The organism is Calothrix sp. NIES-2100 (assembly GCF_963875285.1).
Lineage (GTDB): Bacteria > Cyanobacteriota > Cyanobacteriia > Cyanobacteriales > Nostocaceae > Aulosira.
On record NZ_CAWNLA010000001.1, the window covers coordinates 4,469,530 to 4,491,726 of the forward strand.

The 22,197-nt window shown below is 42.2% G+C and carries 11 protein-coding genes and 1 pseudogene; 2 read left to right on the forward strand and 10 right to left on the reverse strand.

Annotated elements, in window-relative coordinates; genetic code table 11:
* Positions 1 to 2: 2 nt before the first annotated feature.
* Positions 3 to 1,307, reverse strand: coding sequence for a phthiocerol/phthiodiolone dimycocerosyl transferase family protein (locus tag AACU32_RS18320; RefSeq protein ID WP_096602055.1), 1,305 nt, complete (start codon positions 1,305 to 1,307; stop codon positions 3 to 5).
* Positions 1,308 to 1,642: 335 nt separating this feature from the next.
* Positions 1,643 to 5,755: a BTAD domain-containing putative transcriptional regulator gene (locus tag AACU32_RS18325; protein ID WP_096602058.1), complete on the reverse strand. Its 4,113-nt coding sequence runs from the start codon at positions 5,753 to 5,755 to the stop codon at positions 1,643 to 1,645.
* Between the two features lie 718 nt (positions 5,756 to 6,473).
* Here AACU32_RS18325 and AACU32_RS18330 point away from each other — a divergent pair.
* A complete protein-coding gene (locus tag AACU32_RS18330) occupies positions 6,474 to 9,239 on the forward strand; it encodes a CHAT domain-containing protein (RefSeq protein ID WP_096602064.1) in 2,766 nt (921 codons plus the stop codon).
* A 391-nt stretch (positions 9,240 to 9,630) separates the two neighbouring features.
* Here AACU32_RS18330 and AACU32_RS18335 read toward each other — a convergent pair whose 3' ends face one another.
* From AACU32_RS18335 to AACU32_RS18360, 6 genes are all read right to left on the reverse strand, one after another.
* Positions 9,631 to 11,148, reverse strand: coding sequence for an EAL domain-containing protein (locus AACU32_RS18335; RefSeq protein ID WP_096602067.1), 1,518 nt, complete (start codon positions 11,146 to 11,148; stop codon positions 9,631 to 9,633).
* Between the two features lie 402 nt (positions 11,149 to 11,550).
* On the reverse strand, positions 11,551 to 15,804 hold the full coding sequence (locus AACU32_RS18340) for a PAS domain-containing protein (protein ID WP_096602070.1): 4,254 nt from the start codon (positions 15,802 to 15,804) through the stop codon (positions 11,551 to 11,553).
* 368 nt (positions 15,805 to 16,172) lie between these two features.
* Positions 16,173 to 17,546 carry an AtzE family amidohydrolase gene (locus AACU32_RS18345; protein ID WP_096602073.1) on the reverse strand — a complete coding sequence of 458 codons (1,374 nt, stop codon included), beginning with the start codon at positions 17,544 to 17,546 and terminating at the stop codon, positions 16,173 to 16,175.
* Positions 17,543 to 17,731, reverse strand: a complete 189-nt coding sequence (locus AACU32_RS18350; RefSeq protein ID WP_096602076.1) for a DUF4089 domain-containing protein — start codon at positions 17,729 to 17,731, stop codon at positions 17,543 to 17,545. The genes AACU32_RS18345 and AACU32_RS18350 overlap by 4 nt, the downstream gene beginning before the upstream one ends.
* 38 nt (positions 17,732 to 17,769) lie before the next feature.
* A complete protein-coding gene (locus AACU32_RS18355; protein ID WP_096602079.1) occupies positions 17,770 to 18,120 on the reverse strand; it encodes a DUF952 domain-containing protein in 351 nt (116 codons plus the stop codon).
* Positions 18,121 to 18,196: 76 nt separating this feature from the next.
* Positions 18,197 to 18,532 (reverse strand): KGK domain-containing protein, encoded by a 336-nt coding sequence (locus AACU32_RS18360; RefSeq protein WP_096602085.1) that lies wholly within the window; start codon positions 18,530 to 18,532, stop codon positions 18,197 to 18,199.
* Positions 18,533 to 19,105: 573 nt separating this feature from the next.
* On the opposite strand from AACU32_RS18360, the pseudogene AACU32_RS18365 reads away from it, so the two are divergent.
* Positions 19,106 to 19,471 (forward strand): annotated as a pseudogene (locus AACU32_RS18365) (DUF4352 domain-containing protein); the annotation flags it as partial.
* A 172-nt stretch (positions 19,472 to 19,643) separates the two neighbouring features.
* Here the strand turns inward: AACU32_RS18365 and AACU32_RS18370 are convergent.
* Complete coding sequence (locus AACU32_RS18370) at positions 19,644 to 21,161, reverse strand: thioredoxin-like domain-containing protein (RefSeq protein WP_096602089.1); 1,518 nt, start codon at positions 21,159 to 21,161, stop codon at positions 19,644 to 19,646.
* 144 nt (positions 21,162 to 21,305) lie between these two features.
* On the reverse strand, positions 21,306 to 22,187 hold the full coding sequence (locus AACU32_RS18375) for an ATP-grasp domain-containing protein (protein ID WP_096602091.1): 882 nt from the start codon (positions 22,185 to 22,187) through the stop codon (positions 21,306 to 21,308).
* Positions 22,188 to 22,197: the final 10 nt, after the last annotated feature.

The window sequence follows — 22,197 nt, forward strand, 5'->3', positions numbered from 1 at the left end:
TACTAGAGGTATTTCATACTTAATACTTCATTTTTCAGTGCTTGCGCTTGCTTGAGTTGTTCCATTGCTGTTTGCTGAATTTGCACAGCTTTCTCTGGTGAAGTTTCTGGGTCTAAATAGGTAAAGGTGAAAAACATTTTATCGCCTAGGGTAGCAACGCCTATGAGACGTTCGTTTTTCATGTATGTTGTTACAGCAGGCCCATAGATTGCTTTTAGTTGGATGTCGCCAAACTGTTGGGGGATATTTAAACGCCCAAGATTAGAGACTACAATGTCATGATTATAGCCTTCAACAAATCCTTGCTGTAGCTGCTGGGGGCTAGGATTTGTATTCAAAAAAGCTTGGCTTGGGGCAATTTTTTCAGCTATGTGTTCTAGTGTCATTTGCTGATGAAGTTGCGATTTGAGCGATCGCGCTATGTCCCAAAGTGTAAGATCAGGGGTAACGCTATTCCTAGTTATCCCCACAGCCGCATAATAGCCATAATCTTCTGCTATCAAAGGTGCTAGGAAACCTCGGACGTTAATCGGCGATATACATTTAAGTTCAAACTGCTGTCCGCTATCTTGAGAAACCGCCAAGAGAAAAGCCGCACAAATAGCAGCATGTACAGTAGTTTGTTCTTCCCGACACCGTGAAATTAACGAAGTCGTTTCTGCTGCTGACAATGACCAAGCCAGTAGGCGAAGACAACGCCAATCTACAAATGTATTTGCTGCTGCATTGGTAAAATCATTAATAATTGAGGGTGAAACTTCAGTATTAATGTTTTCTAGGCTGGGTAGATTGTGGAAACCCCAAAGCTTTTCTGCAATCATGTCTTCACAACCAGGACGTAGAGGTAATATATTTCGTTCGCTATTTGGTAAACCGACTGCTTGCAAAATATCCCTCAGCAAGTAAACAGACGCTAAAGCATCTCCAATTGAGTGATGAACAGTAACAATCAGTTCGGAAACTTCAGGAGAATGAACTAGTACTACTCGGATTAGCGGCGCTTGTCTCCAATCAAATGGTTGGGTAATTTCTTTTTCAACTTCTTGTTGCCAATGTTCTTCTCCTAAACGCTGTACAACTCGCAAAGGAATTTTCGCGCAATATTCTTGAAACCAAGGTTTCCTGGCTGTGTCGAGAACAATACCTACTCTTAATAATGGATGTCTTTGCTGAACAAAATCAAGTGCTTGTTCTAATTTGCTAATATTAATATCTCCTGCTATTTGGGCAGTCATGGCAAAATTAAATATTGCGACTTGATCGTATAACCAAAAATTGTGTTCGGTAATGCTAAGAGGTCGATGCATAATTTGTCAGTTGTCAGTTGTCAGTTGTCAGTAGAAAGTAGGGTGGGAAATGCCCACCTTACATAAATTGCAAGAGAGTAATAATTTTTTTTAGAGAACAAAATATGAAAAAACTCAATTTTTTTGCTCTCTGTGTTTCATTTATTAAGTTAGCGAAGGAAGCGATCGCCAACCGTTCCCAAAGCGATCCGAAACCGTCATAATTAAGCTATTCTGCTTTTAAGTTGCATAATCCATTGTGAGGGCTGTTGACTGATGACTGATGACTGATGACTGTTGACTGTTGACTGTTAACAGTCCTTATTAGTAGTTATGCAATTTAGACGCGCATTAGCTTACGAAGGGACGATCGCACCCAGCAATTTCAAGGTGGCTTTTTGTGCGTCGGTTAAGCCTGTCACGCCTGTGATGTTCATGTTTGCATAGGGGCGATCGCTCTGCAAGGTCTGCAAGCACTTACCTGTATTTACGTCCCAAAGCTTAATTGTCTCATCCGCGCCGCCACTGGCAATCAATTGTCCATCTGCACTGAAAGCAATCGCCCGGATTTGATTTGTATGTCCGCGTAAAATCGCTAGACATTCCCCAGAATCAATATTCCACAGTCTGATTGTTTGGTCAGTGCTGCAACTTGCTAGCATTCGCTGATTCGGGCTAAACTTGATTTGAAAAATTTGATTGGTGTGTCCCTGTAGCGTTTTCACACAATCACCTGTGGCAATATCCCAGAGTTTAATGGTTTGGTCGGTACTACCACTAGCTAATCTTCGACCGTCAGGACTAAAAGCTACAGACCAAATCCAGTTGGTATGTCCTTGCAAGGTTTTTAAGCACTCACCATTACGGATATCCCAAATTTTAATTGTCTTATCAAAACCACCACTAGCTAAGGTTTGTCCGTCAGGACTAAAAGCTACAGACCAAATCCAATTTGTATGTCCTGCTAATGTTTTTATACATTTACCTTCAGGAATATCCCAGATTTTGAGCGTGCGATCAAAACTGCAAGTTACCAGAATTTCTGCTACCGGACTGAAGATAGATGCTACTACCCAGCCTTGGTGTCCCTGCAATATTTTCAGACATTCACCTGTGCTGATATCCCAAATTCTCACGGTTGGTTCAGAACCGTTACTGGCGAGAAGTTGACCATTGGGACTGAAAGCTACTGATGTTGACCAATTGGTATCTTTCTGTAATATTTTCCAGCATCGCCCTGTGTTTACATTCCACAGACTGACTGAACCAGTATTAGCACTAGCTAAGATTTGATCGTCAGGACTAAAAGCGACTGACCACACTTGCATTGCATATCCGTGCAATGTCCTTAAAACTTGCTTGGTATTTAAATCCCATAATTTCACAGTTTGATCGTCACTACCACTAGCGAGGAATTGCCCATCTGGACTAAAAGCCACAGCCCACACCATGCTATGATGTCCGGTCAGGGTTTTTAAGCACTTACCTTCACAAATATCCCATAGCTTGATAGTTTGATCGTCACTACCACTAGCCAGGAATTGCCCATCTGGACTGATAGCTATAGACCACACCATACTTTGATGTCCGGTCAGAGTTTTTAAGCACTTACCTTCAGAAATATCCCACAGCTTGATAGTTTGGTCATAGCTACCACTGGCGAGGATATTTTTATCAGCAGCAAAGGCGACTGACCACACTTCGCTGGTGTGTCCGGTTAAAACTTTTAAAGGTTCACCAGTAGAGACTTTCCACAGCCGGACAATTGAGTCACTACTACCGCTAGCAAGGATTTTACCATTGCTACTAAAAGCAACTGAGCGTACTTGATGATTATGCCCTAAGAAAACTTGCAAACACTCACCTGTATTGGCATCCCATAATCTCATGGTAAAATCAGCGCTACCAGTGGCGATCGCACTACCATCTGGACTAAAGGCGACTGAAGAGACTATCCCCGTATGTCCCGATAAAATTCTTAAGCATTCACCTGTGCTGAGATTCCACAGTCGCGCTGTTCCATCTTCACTACCACTGGCGATTGTTTGCCCATCAGGACTAAAGCTCAGTGACCAGATCCAGTTATGATGTCCTTTGAGAATTAAGAATGGTTGACCTATATTTATAGTCAGGCGATCGCTATTAGCAATTTGCCATAGATAAATATCGCCTTTACCATCACCTGTGGCTAAAAGTTCGCTGTTGGGACTGAAGGCTAAAGCTGTAATTCCGCCGAAGCTGTGGGTAAAAACAGACTTAGCAAAATCACAATCAGCAAAGCTAACTTGATGTAAATCTAGTCTGGGAAGGTAAGCGTGGCAAATTCTTAAATTAGAAAAATCATAGCTGGTTAAATCGATTTGTAAATAACGACAAAGATTGAGCAGATTTCCGCCACCATACCCTGATAATTTATTTTCTGGTTGTCGCAGTAACTCGGTAATTTCCTGAATTTGCGCTTTTAGTCCTGATTTTGAAGGAAAAATTCGGCTGATTTGTTCGATAATTGGCTGCAAAATTAGCCGAACTTGACTTTCGCGCACATAATCTTTGACTGTTGTTTTGATTAGTGCATAGCTGAGGAATAGGGAAAGTTTTCCCGTAGTCAATTCATTGATAATTTGCTCAAGCAATCGGTCAGTCACATATTCCATGACAACAGATTGTTGAGTATAGCTGCTCAATTTTTTCTCGATAAGAGAGCGACCATTCAAATATTCTAAAGCTTCCAATAACCTGCCTGTGGAGATGGGCGAAACAATATCTTCTTGTAACTGAGTAATAGTTGTCCATTCCCGGTTAATGGCTAACCAGTACATGATAGTTTGTTCTAATGGTGAAAGTCGCTCAAATTGCTGATCTAATAGCCGACGAATTCCGTTAAAAATAACTGTGTCATGCTTTTGAAATTCACTGATATCCCCATCAAATAGTTCTTGAATTGAAGTAGCAACAATTTTCACTGCTAAAGGACTATTATCATAGCGATCGCATAATATCTGCTTTTGCGTCTGTGAGCCGACTAATCTTTTCGCGGCTAACAAAGCCTGTGCGGCTTCTGGTGAACCTGACAACTTGAGCGATCGCACTTTAGAATCTAGACTTTCTAAAGTAGCCACTTCCCCAGGTTTCTCTCGGCTAGTCAATAATAAGCAACTTTGGTGTATAGTTTCCCCAATGACGTTGAACAGTTCACCGTATCGCTCATACCCAATACGATATTCTCCCGAACGATTTCCCGCCTGAAACAAAGTTTCCACATTATCTAAAATTAACAGACAACGGTGGCGACGAAGATAAGCCAGTAAAGTCGGTAAATCAGTCTGTGACTCTTGTTGCTGGGAAAGAAACAACACCCAATCATTGATTAAAGTTTCAAATGGTGGAGCATTCCGCAGCGATCGCCAAATTACAAAATCAACAGCCCTTTCCCCATTTTCCACTAATTCTTGGGCAATCTTCACTGCTAATGCAGTTTTCCCAATTCCACCCATTCCCAGCAACGCAATCAAACGACAGTTATCTTTGATAATCCATTCCTGAAGCCTTCTCCGTTCCAATTCGCGCCCGTAAAATATAGATACATCAATTGCTTCACCCCAATCGCTAGTGGGGGATGGGGGGGATGAGGGGGAAACGGCTGTGTCATTTTTCTCTGCTCCCTGGGCACTGAGCGTTCGCGTAGCGTCTCGCAGAGAAGTCGAAGTGCCCAGATCACCGGATTCGTCGCGGAGTAATTCCTCATACAACTGGCGAGTACTAGGGCTGGGATCGATGCCTAATTCTTCGCGTAAAATTGTCATGCAACGATGGTAAACGCGAAGTGCGGAAGTGCGATCGCCTAAAAGCGAATGTAGCCGCATTAAACTTAGATAGCTGATTTCATGTAACGGCTCAATTTCCAGCAAACGTTGTGCAGATTGAATTGCTACACGATAATTACCTTGGGCTTCTAACAACTGTATTAAAGATTCCAGAGCGCAGATATATTTATGTCGCAGTTGTTCCCGCAATAGTACAATCCACTCATCCTCAAAATCAGGTAGTAATTCTCCAGTGTATATACTGCTTGCTTGAGTAAAATATTGTATTGCATTTTCAATATCTTTTGCTGCCTGAGCGGCTTCTGCTGTTGCTAATGCTTGTGCAAATTGCTCAACATCAAGTATAAATAATGCATCAGACTGCCATTGCAAAGTTTTGGCATCAGCTAAAATAAAGCTGTCAGCATCGGGGAGTACCTGACGCAGCTGATGTAATTCCCGACGCAAATTAGTCCGGGCTTGAGTATCGGTTGAATCTGTCCACAATTGGAAAGCCAAGCGCTGACGACTTTGCGGCGTATGGCGATGCAGCACGAGATAAGCTAGTAATGCTTGTAAACGTTCTGTGCGCATACCAGCCACAGGCTTCCCCCCATAAGAAAGGGAGAATCCACCTAATAGCTTGATGTGCAAGGTTAAAGGCATATTCGCTGCCGAAGATTTCAGGCAATGTATTCACATAATAGAATTAAACAGTGATTTAAACCACATCCACCGTAGGGGCACAGCACTGCTGTGCCCTGAAAGGCTGAGTAACGCTACAAGCTGATTCTTGATGAAGTGATTAAGACCACGCGTTGAGGGCACAACATTGTTGTGCCCCTACAAATGCCTGTTGCTATGATGTTGAAATTGATAAGTTTTACTTTAATACTTTGCTAAAAGTATAAGCATTTATTGAAATGGAGAACCCAATTACTATATCGGAGAACCCAATTGTTATATCGGAGAACTCAATTGTTATATCGGCGAACCCAATTGTTATATCGGAGAACCCAATTGTTATATCGGCGAACCCAATTGTTATATCGGAGAACCCAATTACTATATCGGAGAACCCAATTGTTATATCGGAGAACCCAATTGTTATATCGGAGAACCCAATTGTTATATCGGAGAACCCAATTGTTATATCGGAGAACCCAATTACTATATCGGAGAACCCAATTACTATATCGGAGAACCCAATTACTATTTCTGCAATCCAATTTCGCGAATATCCCGCCGATAATTATTCTTATATCTTCACCAATGCCCCATGCCCAATGCCCAATGCCCCATGCCCAATACCCAACGACAAAACTGAATACTTTGAGTCATCACAAATATATATGTTACTGATAGGATCACCTCAGTAATACCGATGAAGATACACAAAATCGCACTTATTACCCTGATCGCCTTACTCAGCACCATTGCACAAGCACCGATTAACCGAAGCGCAATTGGGGGAATTACCCAGGTGTTAGCGCAAACCCCATCGGTGTCTAAAGCCCAAGCTGATAGACTGTTTGAGCAAGGTAATCAGCAGTATGAAAGCAGTCAATTTGCAGCGGCATTACAATTATGGCAACAAGCGCTGATTATTTACCGAGAAATTAAAGATCCATTAGGCGAGGGAAAGACGCTAGGTAATATCGGTATTGCTTACCGAGATTTGGGAGAATATAAAAAAGCCATTGAGTACCAGCAGCAGAGATTAGCGATCGCCCAACAAATCAAAGACCGTAGAGGTGAGGGAAACGCCTTGGGTAATCTCGGTATTGTTTACTTTTCTTTGGGAGATTACAAAAAAGCCATTGATTACTACTCCTCAAGTTTAGCGATCGCCCGGGAAATTGACGATCCATTAGGCGAAGGTGCGGATCTGGGTAATCTCGGTAATGCTTACGATGGTTTAGGAGACTACAAAAAAGCAGTTGAATACTATCAGCAGCATTTAGCACTAGCCCAGCAAATTAAAGATCATCATGGCGAAGCTACGGCGCTGGGTAATCTCGGTACTGCTTACGGTGCTTTGGGAGACTACAAAAAAGCCATTGATTACCAGCAGCAGAGTTTAGCATTAGCCCAACAAATCCAAGACCGTAATGGTGAGGGACAGTCTCTGGGTAATCTCGGTATTGTTTACAATGTTTTAGGAGACTATAAAAAAGCCATTGATTACTATCAGCGAAGTTTAGCGATCGCTCAGGAAATTCAAGACCGTAAGGGTGAGGGTACAGTGCTGGGTAATCTCGGTAATGCTTACAATGCTTTGGGAGACTACCCAAAAGCGATCGCGTACCAGCAGCAGAGTTTAGCGATCGTCCGGGAAATTAAAGACCGTAATAGTGAGGGACAGTCCCTAGCTAATCTTGGTATTGCTTACTTTTCTTTGGGTGAGTACAAAAAAGCGATTGAGTATTACTCTTCTAGTTTAGCGATCGCCCAGGAAATTCAAGACCGTACTGGTGAGGGAAACGCCCTAGGTAATCTCGGTACTGCTTACTATGCTTTGGGAGACTACCCAAAAGCGATTGAATACCACTCAAAGAGTTTAGCGATCGCCCGACAAATCAAAGATCCATTAGGCGAGGGTGGGTCTTTGGGTAATCTTGGTAATGCTTACAATGCTTTAGGAGACTACGCTAAAGCCATTGAGTACTATCAGCAGAGTTTAGCGATCGCCCAGCAAATCAAAGATCCATTAGGTGAGGGAAAGTCTTTAAACAATCTCGGACTTGCTTTCTACAAACAAGGTAATAAGACCGCCGCAGAGAAAACTCTGTATGCGGGAATTAAAGTTAAAGAATCTCTGCGAGATCAAAAGTTAGTTGATAATAACAAAGTCTCATTTTTTGACACCCAAAGCAGCACCTACAGAATTTTACAACAAGTCCTCATCGCCCAAAATAAAACCGATGCTGCTTTAGAAATTGCTGAACGCAGTCGCGCTAGGGCGTTTGTTGAATTGTTAGCATCTCGCCTATCTAATAGTAAACAAACAGATAAATCGACCCCAGCACCAACAATTGCTGAGATTCAACAAATTGCCAAACAGCAAAATGCCACTCTCGTTGAATATTCTATTATTTACGATAATTTTCAAGTAGCTGGTCAACAAAAAATCAAAGAATCAGAACTTTATATTTGGGTTGTCAAGCCAAATGGTGAAGTCACATTCCGCAAAACCGACCTTAAACCCCTGTGGCAAAAATTTAATACAACCTTATATGAATTAGTTACTAATAGTCGCATAGGCATTAGTGCGGCTAGAGGTCGCGGCAATAAAGTTAAAAAACCATTAGAAAAATTGCATGATATTTTAATTAAAGATATCGCTGATTTGTTACCAAAAAACCCTAGCGAGCGAGTTATTTTCATCCCTCAAGATTCTTTATTCCTAGTGCCTTTCCCAGCTTTGCGTGATCAACAAGGTAAGTACTTAATTGAAAAACATACTATTCTCACTACTCCAGCAATTCAGGTGTTAGATTTTACTCATAAATTAGGGCACGGGAGAATAACTAATTATCATAATGCCTTAATTGTCGGTAATCCGGCTATGCCTGTAGTTTCTACGGAACCAGGGGAACCTGCAAAGCAGTTAGATTCACTACCAGGGGCAGAACTTGAAGCAATGACGATTGCCAATTTATTAAAAACTCAAGCGATTCTGGGTAAAGATGCGACTAAAGCCAACATTCTGCAACGCTTATCAACAGTAGATGTGATTCATCTAGCTACTCATGGTTGGGCGGATGATTACCGGGGTTTGGGTAGTTGGATAGCCCTTGCACCATCGGGTAATGATGATGGTTTACTTAAAGCTGAGGAAATTTTAGATTTAAAAATCAATGCCCAATTAGTAGTTTTAAGTGCTTGTGAAACTGGTCAAGGAAAACTTTCCGGTGATGGTGTGATTGGGTTATCCCGTTCATTAATTTCTGCCGGTGTTCCCAGTGTGCTGGTTTCCCTGTGGCAAGTACGGGATACACCCACACAATATTTAATGGTGGAATTTTATAAGAGTTTGCAAACTCAACCAGATAAGGCGCTGGCCTTGCGTCAGGCGATGTTAAAGACCAAGGAAAAGTTTCCTTCCCCCGGCGATTGGGCGGCTTTTACCTTGATTGGGGAAAGGTAGTTTGTAATTGGGCATGGGGCATGGGGCATTGGGCATTGGGCATTGGGCATTGGGCATTGGGAAGAAAACTCCCCACACTCCCCACACTCCCTCATCCCCCCTCCCCCTCATGGCTGTTCTAAGAGGATGTCTGAGAAGTATTAAATATTGCGCTTGATCCCCCCTAGCCCCCCTTAAAAAGGGGGGAACCAGAGTTAAAGTGGGAGCATCCCAATTTTGCCAAAATAAATTTGTAGTGGGAGCATCTTGCTCCCTAATGCTAAAGCAGCGGGCAAGATGCCCGCACCACAAAAAAATAAATTTACACATTTGGGATGCTCCCGTTAAAGTCCCCCTTTTTAAGGGGGATTTAGGGGGATCTACAGGTCTTAAATACAACACTAAAAAGTTTTCAGACATCCTCTAAAATCATTCTTCTCAAGTCATCGTACTTTTCTTTACTCAACCGATAAATTTCTGGACTGGGTTTACCGACAATATGTCCTTGAATATATTTCACACCAATTTCTTGTAGCCGATGTAAGCTAATCGGCGTAGTTTCGTCTATACCTTCGACAATTACATTCGAGGGATTGAGATTATTTGCTCCTACTAATTCATGCACAAAGCGAATAATTATATCACAAGGTTGATGATCCAAAATATTGCGATCGATTTTGACATGGGATGGGTTCAATCCGGCTAAACGAGAAACTGAAGCGTAACCAACTCCAAAGTCATCAATGGCAAATCTAATATGTAATTGTTTCACATATTCCAGCAATTTATGCTTGAAAAATCTTAAAGGTGAATTCAACCGCACACCATCATTAAATTGTGGGATTTCGGTTTTTTCAGAAATTTCCAAGATGAGATTTCTAGATGTAATCGTTTTTTCTTGCAGAACTTGACGGACTGTTTGAAAATAAGCAGTTCTGATTAAAGATTCTGGATAAACGTTAACTGATAATGGTACTATATCTTTAGATCTGTTTTGTTGGGATTTTTTTCTCGCTTCTTGATAACTATAAGTAGCAGTTCTGAGAAAATATTGGTCGAGTTCAATGGTAAATCTTGGCCCCCACATTTCCGCAGCCTGAAATAAATCTACAGGCGCGGTTAAGGTATCGGGATCTCTGGCTAAAGCTTCCCAACTGCTGATAAATAATTCGTCAGCATCTAAATGCAGAACTGGTTCAAAATAAACTATCATTCTTTGCAGACGCTCACAAAATAGTTGAAATCTGCGTTCATATAAATTTGCTGCCACAAATCCAAAATCTTTCTTTAGATCATCAAGAATAGCTGCTTCTACTAATGCCGGATTATACGAGAATTTATGACAAGCGTGATAAAAGCTTGATAATATCCGCCCGTATATATCTCCCAAAAGATAGGAATCTTGGGGGATACCACAAACCACAATTACCTCAGCTTCGGGTAGACTTTTTAAAGGTATAAGTACAAAAGCTCTGCTCTCACCATTTTTATCTTCATGTAGTCGATAAATACCATGATAACCAGGGTTAAAAATTGCTAATCGGGAAATAGTAGGTAAAATATGTGAGTTGAAAGTATTAAAATAAAAGTTATGGTCTAGATTTGGATCGGGTTTGCTATGTGATTTAACATACCAATTATCTTGTTGTTCGATGCCCAATATGAATACAAAATCAACTTCAGAAGTTTGTCTAATAATATTTAAAATATGATGAGCATTATCAAAGTTTAGATTTAAACTATGATTAACTAAATCGGTTAATTGTTGTATTAAATTACCGAGCAAAGTTTCGTAGGGTTCGAGAAAACTACGTAGTTGAAATATTGGTAATTCCAGATTGTATATATCTCCTGATGGTTGTACTCTGCCTAACTTGACTTCTTTTAAGTTATTGTATTGAATATCTTCCAGCTTTGGTGTAAATGTCATACTTAATACCATGTAAAGAAAAGCACAAAAGTAGTATATCTTCTTTACTGGAAAATGGGCATGGGGCATGGGTCAAGGGGCATGGGAAAGAGAGTTTTTTATGTTTGGTTGTGGGATTTTCCCGTGATATCATGTCCTTTTGATTACTTACTAAATCCGAAGAACCCCACCCCGCCAAAGCTACGCTTTGTCTCCCCTCCCCGCTTGCGGGGAGGGGATTAAGGGGTGGGGTGCAATGACTATGGGAATCATAACTAATTACCCGGACATGATATGAATGGCTAGCATGTGCTTATAGTTTCCCGATTGTTAGCTTTATTCAACACTCCTGCCAAAGTCCTTTCTCTCCTTCTGCGTGAGAGGAGGGAACTGGAAGAGCGATCGCTCTTATTGTGCCATCCGTTAGCGATCGCGATTCAGCAATTGCACAATTGTTTGCACTAACTCATCGGGATCAATCGGTTTGGTGATATGGATCTGAAATCCGGCGGCTAAGGCTTGTTGCTGGTTGATTTCTCCGGCGTAAGCAGTCAGGGCGATCGCTTTGATGGTTCCTCCCTGTTCGGGTGAGCATTTTCTAATTTGCCGCATCAGGGAATAACCATCAGTGTCTGGCATCCCGATATCACATAGTAGCAAATCGGGGAGAGATTGATTCAACATACTCAATGCTTGGGTTGCACAAGCGGCTGTGGTGACATGTGCGCCTGCTTGGGTGAGGATGAAAGCTGCTAATTCACGCATATCTCTATCATCATCTACAACCAATATTTGAATATCTGTGAGGTTGGTTGGTAGTGAATGACTGCTCCCGCCTGATAGTTTCTGGGCGATTGGATTTAAAGGTAGTCGCACGGTGAATGTTGCACCTAAATTCTGTCCTAAACTCTCTGCGTGAACGGTTCCGCCATGCAGTTCAGTTAAATGGCGGACAATCGCTAGTCCCAAACCCAGTCCGCCAAATTTACGTGTACTTGTACCGTCTTCTTGGCGGAAGTATTCAAACACATGAGGTAAAAATTCTCGGCTGATACCAGTTCCTGTATCTTTGACTTGAATTTGCGCATACATGTCAACCTGCTCTAATTTTACTTCAATTCTTCCCCCTGAAGGTGTAAACTTCACAGCATTGGAGATTAAATTCCAGACAATTTGTTGCAGGCGGTTACTATCCCCAGCAACGCTGCCGGTGATTTGGTTGATTTTAGTCTGGATTTGAATGCTTTTGGCTGCTGCTGCTAGTCTGACTGTTTCTGTGGCTGCTTCAATTGTGGCAACTAAATTAACGGGAGCGATATTTAAAGTAATTTTGCCTTGGAGAATGCGGGAGACATCCAACAAATCCTCAATTAATTGGGCTTGCAGCTGGGCGTTGCGTTCGATTGTTTCTAAGGCGAGGTTGACTTTTGTGGGATTTAGGCGCTGAGTCCGGAGCATTCTTGTCCAGCCGAGAATCGGATTCAGGGGCGATCGCAATTCGTGGGAGAGAACGGCGAGAAATTCGTCTTTGATGCGGTTGGCGGCTTCGGCTTTGGCGCGATCTCGTTGCGCTGTGCGGTACAATTGGGCATTGTCAATTGCTAAGGAAGCTCGGTGAGCTAGTTCTTCTGCTAGTTGTAAATGGCTCTGGTCATATTGTTTGCCAGATTCGGCAGCAATAAAGGAAATGACACCGAAAATTCGGGTTTGGGTGCGTAGCGGTACTGTCATTACCGATTTAAACCCAACCTCGCGCAAAATTTCTAAATGTTCTGAATCGCGGGCGGCTTGGACAAGTAATTCATCGGGAATATCGGTTAAAAAATCCGATCGCCCGGTTCGCAATGTCAATGCTGCACCACGCGGCTCTTCGGGATTCAGGGGATATTTCTCGTTAATTTGATGCGCCCATTCGAGTTTGGCTGGGTCGGTGTGGGCGATCGCAATCTGCTCAATTCCACCATCTTCTGTAACCATGTGGATTGTACACCAATCTGCCAACTCAGGTACTATCAGCTGTGCTACTTGCTCTAAGGTAGTTTGGTAATCCAGGGATGAAGCCAGGACTGCACTCGCTTGAGATAGAAAGCGTTGACCATGCTCTAACTTTACTTGCTCTGTGACATCTAAAACATAGGCTAATACCTGTTCTACCTGATGTGTTGAGGTTTTTGTGGGTAGATAGTATACATTGTAGTAACCGGGGGAGCGATCGCTACGTGCGGGAACGTTGATTGCTAAATTGGGGCAGATAAAGGGATTGCCTGTGGTGTAAATCGAGTGAAAAATTTCCACTATATTGGCATCGGATTCACCAAAAACTTCGGCAATTGAACGCCCAAAGTGTTGTTCGCGCTTGAGTCCGTTGATTGTGGCTAAAGCTTGATTAATGGCAATATATCGCTGCTGGCCATCTAACAGCGCAATTCCTACCGGAGAAGTTTCAAAAATCGTTGTCAGTTGGCGCTGTGCCAGTTCTCTTTCCTGTTCAGCTTGCTTGCGTTGGGTGATTTCCACGGAAACGCCAGTCATGCGGATTGCCCGCCCAGTTTGATCGCGATAAACTTGCCCTTGCCCGTTGTACCAGCGGATCGCCCCGTCTGGGGTAATTACCCGATATTCTAAATTGTAGATTGGTTCGCCGGCGATCGCGCGTTGCACCGTTTGTATTACCTGTGGGCGATCGTCTGGATGAATAATCGCAAAAAAACCTTCTACTGTCCCTGCTTGAATGCCCCATACATCCACGGCATTGGGCGAACATACTACATGATTGGCGAGCAAATCTATGTCCCAAGCAATTATTTGCGCCGAAGATAAAGCAAGCTGTAGGCGTTCTTCTGTGTGCCTCTGGTTGTCTTCAATTTCTTTGAGTCGAGTTACATCCTGAAACATACAAATGCCTATAGCCGGATGCCCATACATGGCGGGTAAGGTTTCACCCCAGCATAAAGTTGCGCGTATTCCCTTAGAAGAATGCCAGTTTACCTGATAGTTTTGTAACCGTTCTCCTTGGGCGATGAGTACCGCAGGCATTCTGGCGGTGGGAATGCGCACCCCGTTGTCATCGGTGCAATAAGAAGCTTGGGGATATTCGCCAACAGATTTGTGTTTCGCTAAGTCACCGCCTGCTAATTCATTCGCCATCCGGTTGGCGAAGGTGATTTTTGCTGTCTCTGGTTCAATAAACACCATTGGTGTGGGCATCAAATCTAAGACTGTTTCTAACCACCGCTGCTGATTTGTTAAAATCTCAGCTTGCTGTCTTAGCTTGGCTTCCGCCTGCTTGCGTGCGGTGATATCTTGGAAGACGGTAACAGCTGCCACAATTTGATTTTGCTGATTGCGAATTGGTGCAGAATTGACAGTAATAAAAATATGGCTACCATCACTGTGATGTAGCTCGATTTCTTCGTTGGCGATCGCTTCACCCCTCAAGAGCGATCGCACCAAGGGATACTCATTAGTAGCATAGATCTCGCCATTACCGCGCAGGGCTGTAAATGGCACAATCAGCTCATATTCCTCCAGTTCTAGCGACTGTTCATAGCCGTACCCCAGAATCTGTTTGGCTTGTTCGTTAGTCAGAACCAGTTTGCCAGAAGCAGCATCAGCAATCATCACACCTGCTGGCATTTGTCGCAACACCGCTTCAAACCGCTTGCGTTCGGTTTCCAACTCTTGCAATAATCGTTCCTGTTCCGCCTGGGCTTGTTTGCGTTGTGTGATATCACGGAAATAAATCGCCACACCTTCAGCAGATGGATAGGCATGAACTTCTATCCAACACTGAACAGGCTCACCAAATTCTTCCCAAGAAACAGGGACTTGTTCGGCAACTGCGCGATGGATTTCTTGATACGATATACTACCTACTAACTCCGGAAATACCTCAAGCCAAACATGCTTTCCCAGGATTTCATCTGGCGTTTTCTGAAGAATTTTCGCCGCTGCCTGATTTACATAGGTGTAGCGCCAATTGCTATCAAAAGCGACAAAGGCATCCGTAATACTTTCCAGAATCGTTGTTACTTGGCGCTCAGTTTCTTGAGCCGCAAACAGTTGACTGTGCTGTTGTTGGGCTTCCCGGCTGGCGGTAATATCTCGGCTAATGACGACAACTGATATGGGCGTTCCTTCACTATCTAATTCTGGAACTAACCGAGCCTGATAGAATCGTATCCCAAACGGAGTGGTAAATTCAAATTCAATCTCTTGTTGTTGAGCTGTCGCAAACACCAGTCTTAAATGCTCTTCCCAAAACCGATAAATTGGATCTGAGATAACTTCCGCCAGCGATTTACCAAGTAGTACATCTCGGGAACATCCCAGAACTTCCTCCACAACCCGGTTAACATAGAGGTAACGAATTTGCGCATCGAACCGAGCGATCGCATCGGGCGCATTGTCTAATAAAGCTTCTAAATCTTGTTTTTGACGTTGTAAATTGGCGATCGCTTCCGGCTGCGTAATACACCTAAAACAATTATCATCGGGATCGGCTTCATCACCAAAGCTACGGGCAATAAATTCAATCATCTCCGAACGAGAAATTCCTCGCTTATGAGCCGCCTCATCGAGCGATCGCCAAGCTGTATTCGTCAGAGATAAGCTAACCCGTTGTTTTATTTCTTCCTTCCAATTGCTAACAAACTTACCACTGGCGTCGCGTTTCATGAATTTTCATCCGTATGCATACACGGTCTTTTCTATTGAATTCAAATTCCGCCCTTATCGGGAACTCCCTTAAGACTGAACTTGTAATTCATGAACTACTCACCAACAACCGCAAGAGGTATGCTTTTTGTGCTTTTGTCTTATATCATGTCCGCTTGATTACTTACTAAATCCCAAGAACCCCACCCCGACAAAGCGACGCTTTGTCTCCCCTCCCCGCAAGCGGGGAGGGGATTAAGGGGTGGGGTGCAGTGACTATGGGAATCATAACTAATTACCCGGACTTGATATTACAGATCAAGGCTATTTTGGGTAGTTGTATTTGCTACATGTCGGATTTTTCCCTTGCTGGGGACTTCTGCCCAGCGTTAAACCACTGGTGCTGATACCACACCTTTGGCTTCCAGCACAGATGCAACTTTTAAAATTAACGCTTCATTGTAGGGTGCAGCGATTAATTGCACACCTAAAGGTAGAGAATTTGGGCGCACAATTGGCACCGATAACACAGGTAAACCAATAAAAGATAATGGTTGGGTAAATAAGCCGAGATGGGGACGAACTAACAATTCCTCACCATCTAAAATCATAGTTTGTTGCCCAATTAATGGAGCAGCAATTGGTGTAGTGGGCGCAAGAATGATATCGACATTTTTAAATATTTCCCGGAGGCGATCGCGATACCATCTTCTAAACCGCTGTGCTTGCAAATACCATTGATTGGGGATTAACGCCCCAGCCAAAAAGCGATCGCGCGTAGCAATATCAAAATCTTCGGGACGCGATCGCAATTTATCTAAATGCAGATTTGCCCCTTCACTGGCTGTAATCACAAATGCTGCTGCTCTAGCCCTGGCTGACTCTGGTATCGTCACATACTCATTCACATCTAAAGCTTTTGCTACCTGTTCTAATGCTGCCAATGCTTCCGGCGCTGCACCCCTAGCAAAATACTCATCAGCAATCGCAATTTTGATACCAGATATATCTTGATTGAGTTGTGGTAAACATAATTGAGGGGGACGTTTTGTACATACCGGATCGCGATCGTCTGCACCTTGGAGGATATCAAATACTGTAGCAATATCCCTTACCGAACGCGCAAAATGTCCAACATGATCGAGACTGGTAGAAAATAAAGCTACCCCAGCCTGAGACAACCTACCATAAGTCGGTTTTAAACCAAAAATCCCGCAAAAAGCCGCCGGCACACGAATCGAACCATTAGTATCAGAACCCAGCGTTAACGGAACCAAATCCGCCGCCACCGCCGCAGCTGAACCACCAGAAGAACCCCCAGCCACACGCTGTAAATCATGGGGATTGTGAGTTGCACCATAATGGGAATTTTCCGTCACAAACCCATAGGCGTACTCATCCATATTTACAGCACCAACCAACACCGCACCAGCCTGCTTCAACCGCGCCACTGCTGTTGCATCTTCCTTAGCTGGGGGATTTTCCGCATTAATTTTCGCACCGGCTAAAGTCGTCAACCCAGCGATATTGTAGAGATTCTTCGCTGCAAAAGGCACACCAGCCAACACCCCAGGATCATTACCTTGGGCAACTTCCCCGTCAATTCTGCTTGCATCTGCTAAAGCCGCTTCCGCAATTATCGCCGTAAAACAATTCAATTCGCGATCGCGTGCAGCAATTTTAGCCAACGCCGCCTGAGTCACCTCCACCGCGCTAATTTTACCCTCACGCACAGCCGCAGCTATGGATACAGCATCATTCATGGTTCAAATATGGGTGCAACTTCAATATCTTCCGGTATAGGGAATTCATTAACAAGAGAAGCGATCGCTTTAATTCTCTCAAAATTTGCCACCACCCCATCACGATACTCATCCCGCAACCGCAAATCCACCAGCAACGCCATCCGATCCACATACTCACCCACATCAAACCCTTGACTCTCCATCCCTCCTCCTCCGCGCCCTCTGCGCCTGGTGCAGTTCCTTAACCTAAATCTACAACCTCTGGCGGCAACTCAAACATACCATCTTCTCCAGAGTCAAAAGCGATCGCCCCAAACACAGCATCAATATTTAACTCCCCATAAATATGCGGAAATAACTCACCGATTTCCGCCTCCTCATAACGAACTTCCGCCTGAACTTTATCAGCATCAATAAATAGTAATACCAAACCCTTTTGATTAAAGAAAAACCTATTAGCCACCTTAACTATTTGATTAGCTTCCGAACAATGGATAAACCCCTCAATATCCAGAGAATCAGCCCGATAGCTACCGATAATTTTTGCATCTTCCCATTGTTCAGCTTGCGTAATATGGAGAATGTTTTTCATGTTGTTTGCATCATTTTGCGAATATCATCTAAAGGCGATTCAGGTTCAGTTAGCTCATTGGAATAAAATTCTAGATCTACATTATCTTTTTTTTTCCATTGGGTGAAATAGACAAAATTATTGTTATTTCTCCTGACTCCCAACCTTTACTGCCTATTTTTAATAATTTACATTGTTTTACAACTTGGAACTTGATTAAATCTATAGAAATATCTTGCTCATAAATTTTAAAACTTTGAAAGTGAGAAATAAAATATAAAGTTGCAACAGTAACGTTACTACCACAATTCAAAGGTTGCTTTTCTCTAATTCCTTTTATAACCAACTCTTTTAACCTACTTACCGTAAAACTGTCTGTAGCAATTAGAATGATGTCGTCATCACAATCTAGGGGAGTAAAGTTATTATTCATCACAATGTACCCAATGTCTAGGTGATAATTTTAACTAAATATTTTAATCCGCATTTTTTCACATCAATCCGGTAAAAATACTGAAATAAACCACCTAAAAAACTTTGCGCCTTTGCGCCTTTGCGTGAAATAAGTAGACGGGCATACTTAAACGTAAGATGTCATTGCGAGGAACGAAGCAATCCCAGTCTTTGCGATTGCTTCGTTCCTCTCTACGAGACGCTACGCGAACGCAATCACAGAAAATATTTGGCTGATTTCCATTGTTCGCATTGGGTGATGTAGAAGATAGGCTTCAGCCTAGTAAATTTTATCATTTGTTAATGTTGATAAAATTCTGGGAACTATAATAACGAACCTTTCAAAAGACAGAAAGAAGTTTTGATATCTAACCAGAGTGCAAGCATGAAGAACCTTAAATACCTATCTATTGCAGCATTATTACTGATAATTTCAGCCTGTACACCTTCGCAGTAAGCAAAAGTAGAGCCTTCATCATCTCAAGCAAATGCTGCTGATACTCCTAAAGTTGAAGCAACTTCAAAAGCAGTCAAAGGCAAAGTTAATCTTAAAGGTTGGGAAATTAAAGTTACAGGTATTAAATATGCAGGACAGAAAATTGAAGGAAAGTACCGAACATATGAAGCAGCCGAAGTTTGGACAGTGGTTTCCGTAACCCTTAAAAACACAAGTGGTAAAAGACAACGACAAGAAGATGCATGGGTTTATCTTGTACTTTCAAAGTTAGTTGACTCAAAAGGCAACAAATACGATACTAAAGAGAGAGAGAGCAAATATGATATTAATTTGGCAGGTAAACCTTTTGCTCCAGGTGAAGCTCGTTCTATAGATTTACTATTCGATACTCCTAAAGGTATCAAGGCAGATAAATTTATAATTACTAATGAGAAGTTGGAAGATATAGCTTTAAAACTCTAATCAACAATTCTTAGGGTGTGTTATGCCGAAGGCTAACGCACCTTGAATTATTTTTACTTTATAGCTTTTCCTCATCACATGAGATATATCATAGCCCCCTCCTCGCTTGCGGGGAGGGGGTTGGGGGTGGGGTTCTTGTACTACCCTGCGCGCCTCTGCGTGAAACATAATCCTACAAATTAGCCGGCACACAAACATCCGGCGCACACAAACTCTTAAACTTCAACGTCGTCACCTCAAACTTATTCAAATCCACACAGCGAATTACATGATTATTAGTATCAGCAATATATAAATTTGACCCCATAACACTCAATCCCGAAGGTTCAAAAAATCGCGTATTCTTCCCCACACCATCCTGCAAACCCATCGCACCATCACCCAAAATTGTTTGACAATTCCCCGTGCTAGGACTCACTAATTTAATCTTATGATTGTAACTATCAGCTACCCATAAATAATTCTCAGAATACTCCACCCCCAAACAATGCTGTAACCGCACATTTTCACCTTGTCCATCCACATCGCCAAAGCCAAATAAATCACCACTACCGCACACCGTTCTCACTAAACGCGGTTCCACTATTCCCACACCGCGAATTGAACTTACTTCACTGTCAGCAATAAATAACTCTTCGCCATTACTACTAATACCACTAGGTTGAGCAAAAGCAGATTCATTCAACGAACCATCAATACAAGCTTCTGCACCCATACCAGCATAAGTTTTAATTACCCCAGTTGCTAAATCCATTTCCCAGATTTGATGATTTCCCGCCATTGCAATCAACAGGGTATTTCCTACCTTTACCAAATCCCAAGGAGAATTTAACTGAATCTCCAAACCAGCGCCACCATGAGGACGAATATTCCGACTTTGTTCACCAGTTCCCGCAATCGTTTCTACAACCTGGCGCTGCAAATCCACTCGCCGTAAAGCATGATTTTCTGTATCAGCAACATAAAGAATTTGTTCATCTGCATCAAATACCATTCCTTGAGGTGCAGAAAATTGTGCCTCACTAAAATTACCATCAATTAAACCAGATTTCCCTGTACCAATTACATGCAGAATTTCCCCAGCAAAACTACTCATCACTAAACGATGATGTCCAGAATCAGCAATAAATAAACCTGCTGAAGTCGCTAAAACTTTACCAGGAAAAGCCAGAGGTGTAATTAATGGTTGGCGTTGTTTTTCTAAATTCAGACTGAGTTCTTGGAAATTAATTGTACCTTTTTGTTGATGTTCTTGAATTAGCTTGGTAATTAGTTCATCTAAAGCTTCACGATGTCCTTCACCAGAAACATAACCAATGACATAACTTTCAGGATCAATAATCATCAAGGTAGGCCATGCACGTACAGCATATTCTTGCCAAACCCGAAAACCACTATCTACTATAACAGGATGTTCGATGTCATAGCGTAATATTGCTTGACGAATATTTTCCGTTTCTTTTTCATTATCAAATTTCGCAGAGTGGACACCAATAACTGTCAGGCTATCTTGATATTTTTGTTCTAAATATTTCAAGTCTGGTAAGATATGTAAACAGTTAATACAACAGTATGTCCAAAAATCTAATATTATAACTCTACCCTTGAGTTGTTTAATAGATAATGGTTTCTCTGTATTAAACCAAGAATAATTTTGTGGTAGTTCTGGCGCTCTGACACGGGGTATCATAAATAGTTATATATTCCTAATAAAATAACAAAATATATAATACCAATTTTCTATAAACTTTCACATAATGAGTACTTTTATCTTCCTTGGCGTACTTGGCGTACTTGGCGGTTCATCTCTGAATATTAATTTCCCCTATATGCTTTAATAAATATCTTTTAATTTACTCCATAATTCAAGTGCAGGAATGTGACAAATCCCAGCAAATTGAGCATCTGCTGTTTCTATTACAATCCATTCTCCAGTTTCTAATTGCCCAATATCAATTGCCACATAGGGAACTCCAAGACGTTCAGATGCTAGAAGTGCCAAGTTTAAAACTTGCTTTTCTTCTTGTGGAGATAACTTGCTCAAATCATCCTTACCATCCCAATAATATCCATAATTGAGAATTTGATGATTATAAATAAAGCATCTAAATTCTCTTCCCATAGGAAAACCATTAGGCGCTAAACGTCGATATCGCAGCTTCACTAACTTTCTGACAATCACTCTACCTCGTGAACCATATTTGAGTTTTAATAACCATTCTGTTAACTTGACTAATTCGTCTTGATTATTCGCTACGCAAGACTCCCATCCTTGTTGCTTTCTTGATTGCACCGCGCCTTTAATAAATACAGGAAATCCTAATAATTCACCTGCTTTGATACATTCCTGCGTCGATGTAATAACTACACTATCGGGCGTTAATCCTTGTAAATGCGGGTAAAACAAATCAAATTCTAGTGCTGTCTGATGCTCTAACGGAGTGTTGAGTAATTTTATCTTCTTAGCCAAAGCCGCTTGATATATAGCTTCGTACCGCTCTAACTCAGGAATATATCCTACCCAAATTCCAGCAGTTTCTTGAGCATATTCAGGAATATGCCATAAAGCATTTTCTGCTGTGCCACAACGTTCAAAATCTCTCGGTATATGGTAGACTTTGAAGCCCAATATTTGAGCAGCATCAGTCATGAATTTATTTTCATTCGCGCTGGCGGATGCTTCTATTTGTTCGGTAGATTCGCTTAAAACAATCATTTATTTACAG

Bases quoted from the DNA above. Each gene is read 5' to 3' on its own strand.
- AACU32_RS18320 (WP_096602055.1), bottom strand. From the start codon at position 1,307: ATGCATCGACCTCTTAGCATTACCGAACACAATTTTTGGTTATACGAT.
- AACU32_RS18325 (WP_096602058.1), bottom strand. From the start codon at position 5,755: ATGCCTTTAACCTTGCACATCAAGCTATTAGGTGGATTCTCCCTTTCT.
- AACU32_RS18330 (WP_096602064.1), top strand. From the start codon at position 6,474: ATGAAGATACACAAAATCGCACTTATTACCCTGATCGCCTTACTCAGC.
- AACU32_RS18335 (WP_096602067.1), bottom strand. From the start codon at position 11,148: ATGACATTTACACCAAAGCTGGAAGATATTCAATACAATAACTTAAAA.
- AACU32_RS18340 (WP_096602070.1), bottom strand. From the start codon at position 15,804: ATGAAACGCGACGCCAGTGGTAAGTTTGTTAGCAATTGGAAGGAAGAA.
- AACU32_RS18345 (WP_096602073.1), bottom strand. From the start codon at position 17,546: ATGAATGATGCTGTATCCATAGCTGCGGCTGTGCGTGAGGGTAAAATT.
- AACU32_RS18350 (WP_096602076.1), bottom strand. From the start codon at position 17,731: ATGGAGAGTCAAGGGTTTGATGTGGGTGAGTATGTGGATCGGATGGCG.
- AACU32_RS18355 (WP_096602079.1), bottom strand. From the start codon at position 18,120: ATGAAAAACATTCTCCATATTACGCAAGCTGAACAATGGGAAGATGCA.
- AACU32_RS18360 (WP_096602085.1), bottom strand. From the start codon at position 18,532: ATGAATAATAACTTTACTCCCCTAGATTGTGATGACGACATCATTCTA.
- AACU32_RS18370 (WP_096602089.1), bottom strand. From the start codon at position 21,161: ATGATACCCCGTGTCAGAGCGCCAGAACTACCACAAAATTATTCTTGG.
- AACU32_RS18375 (WP_096602091.1), bottom strand. From the start codon at position 22,187: ATGATTGTTTTAAGCGAATCTACCGAACAAATAGAAGCATCCGCCAGC.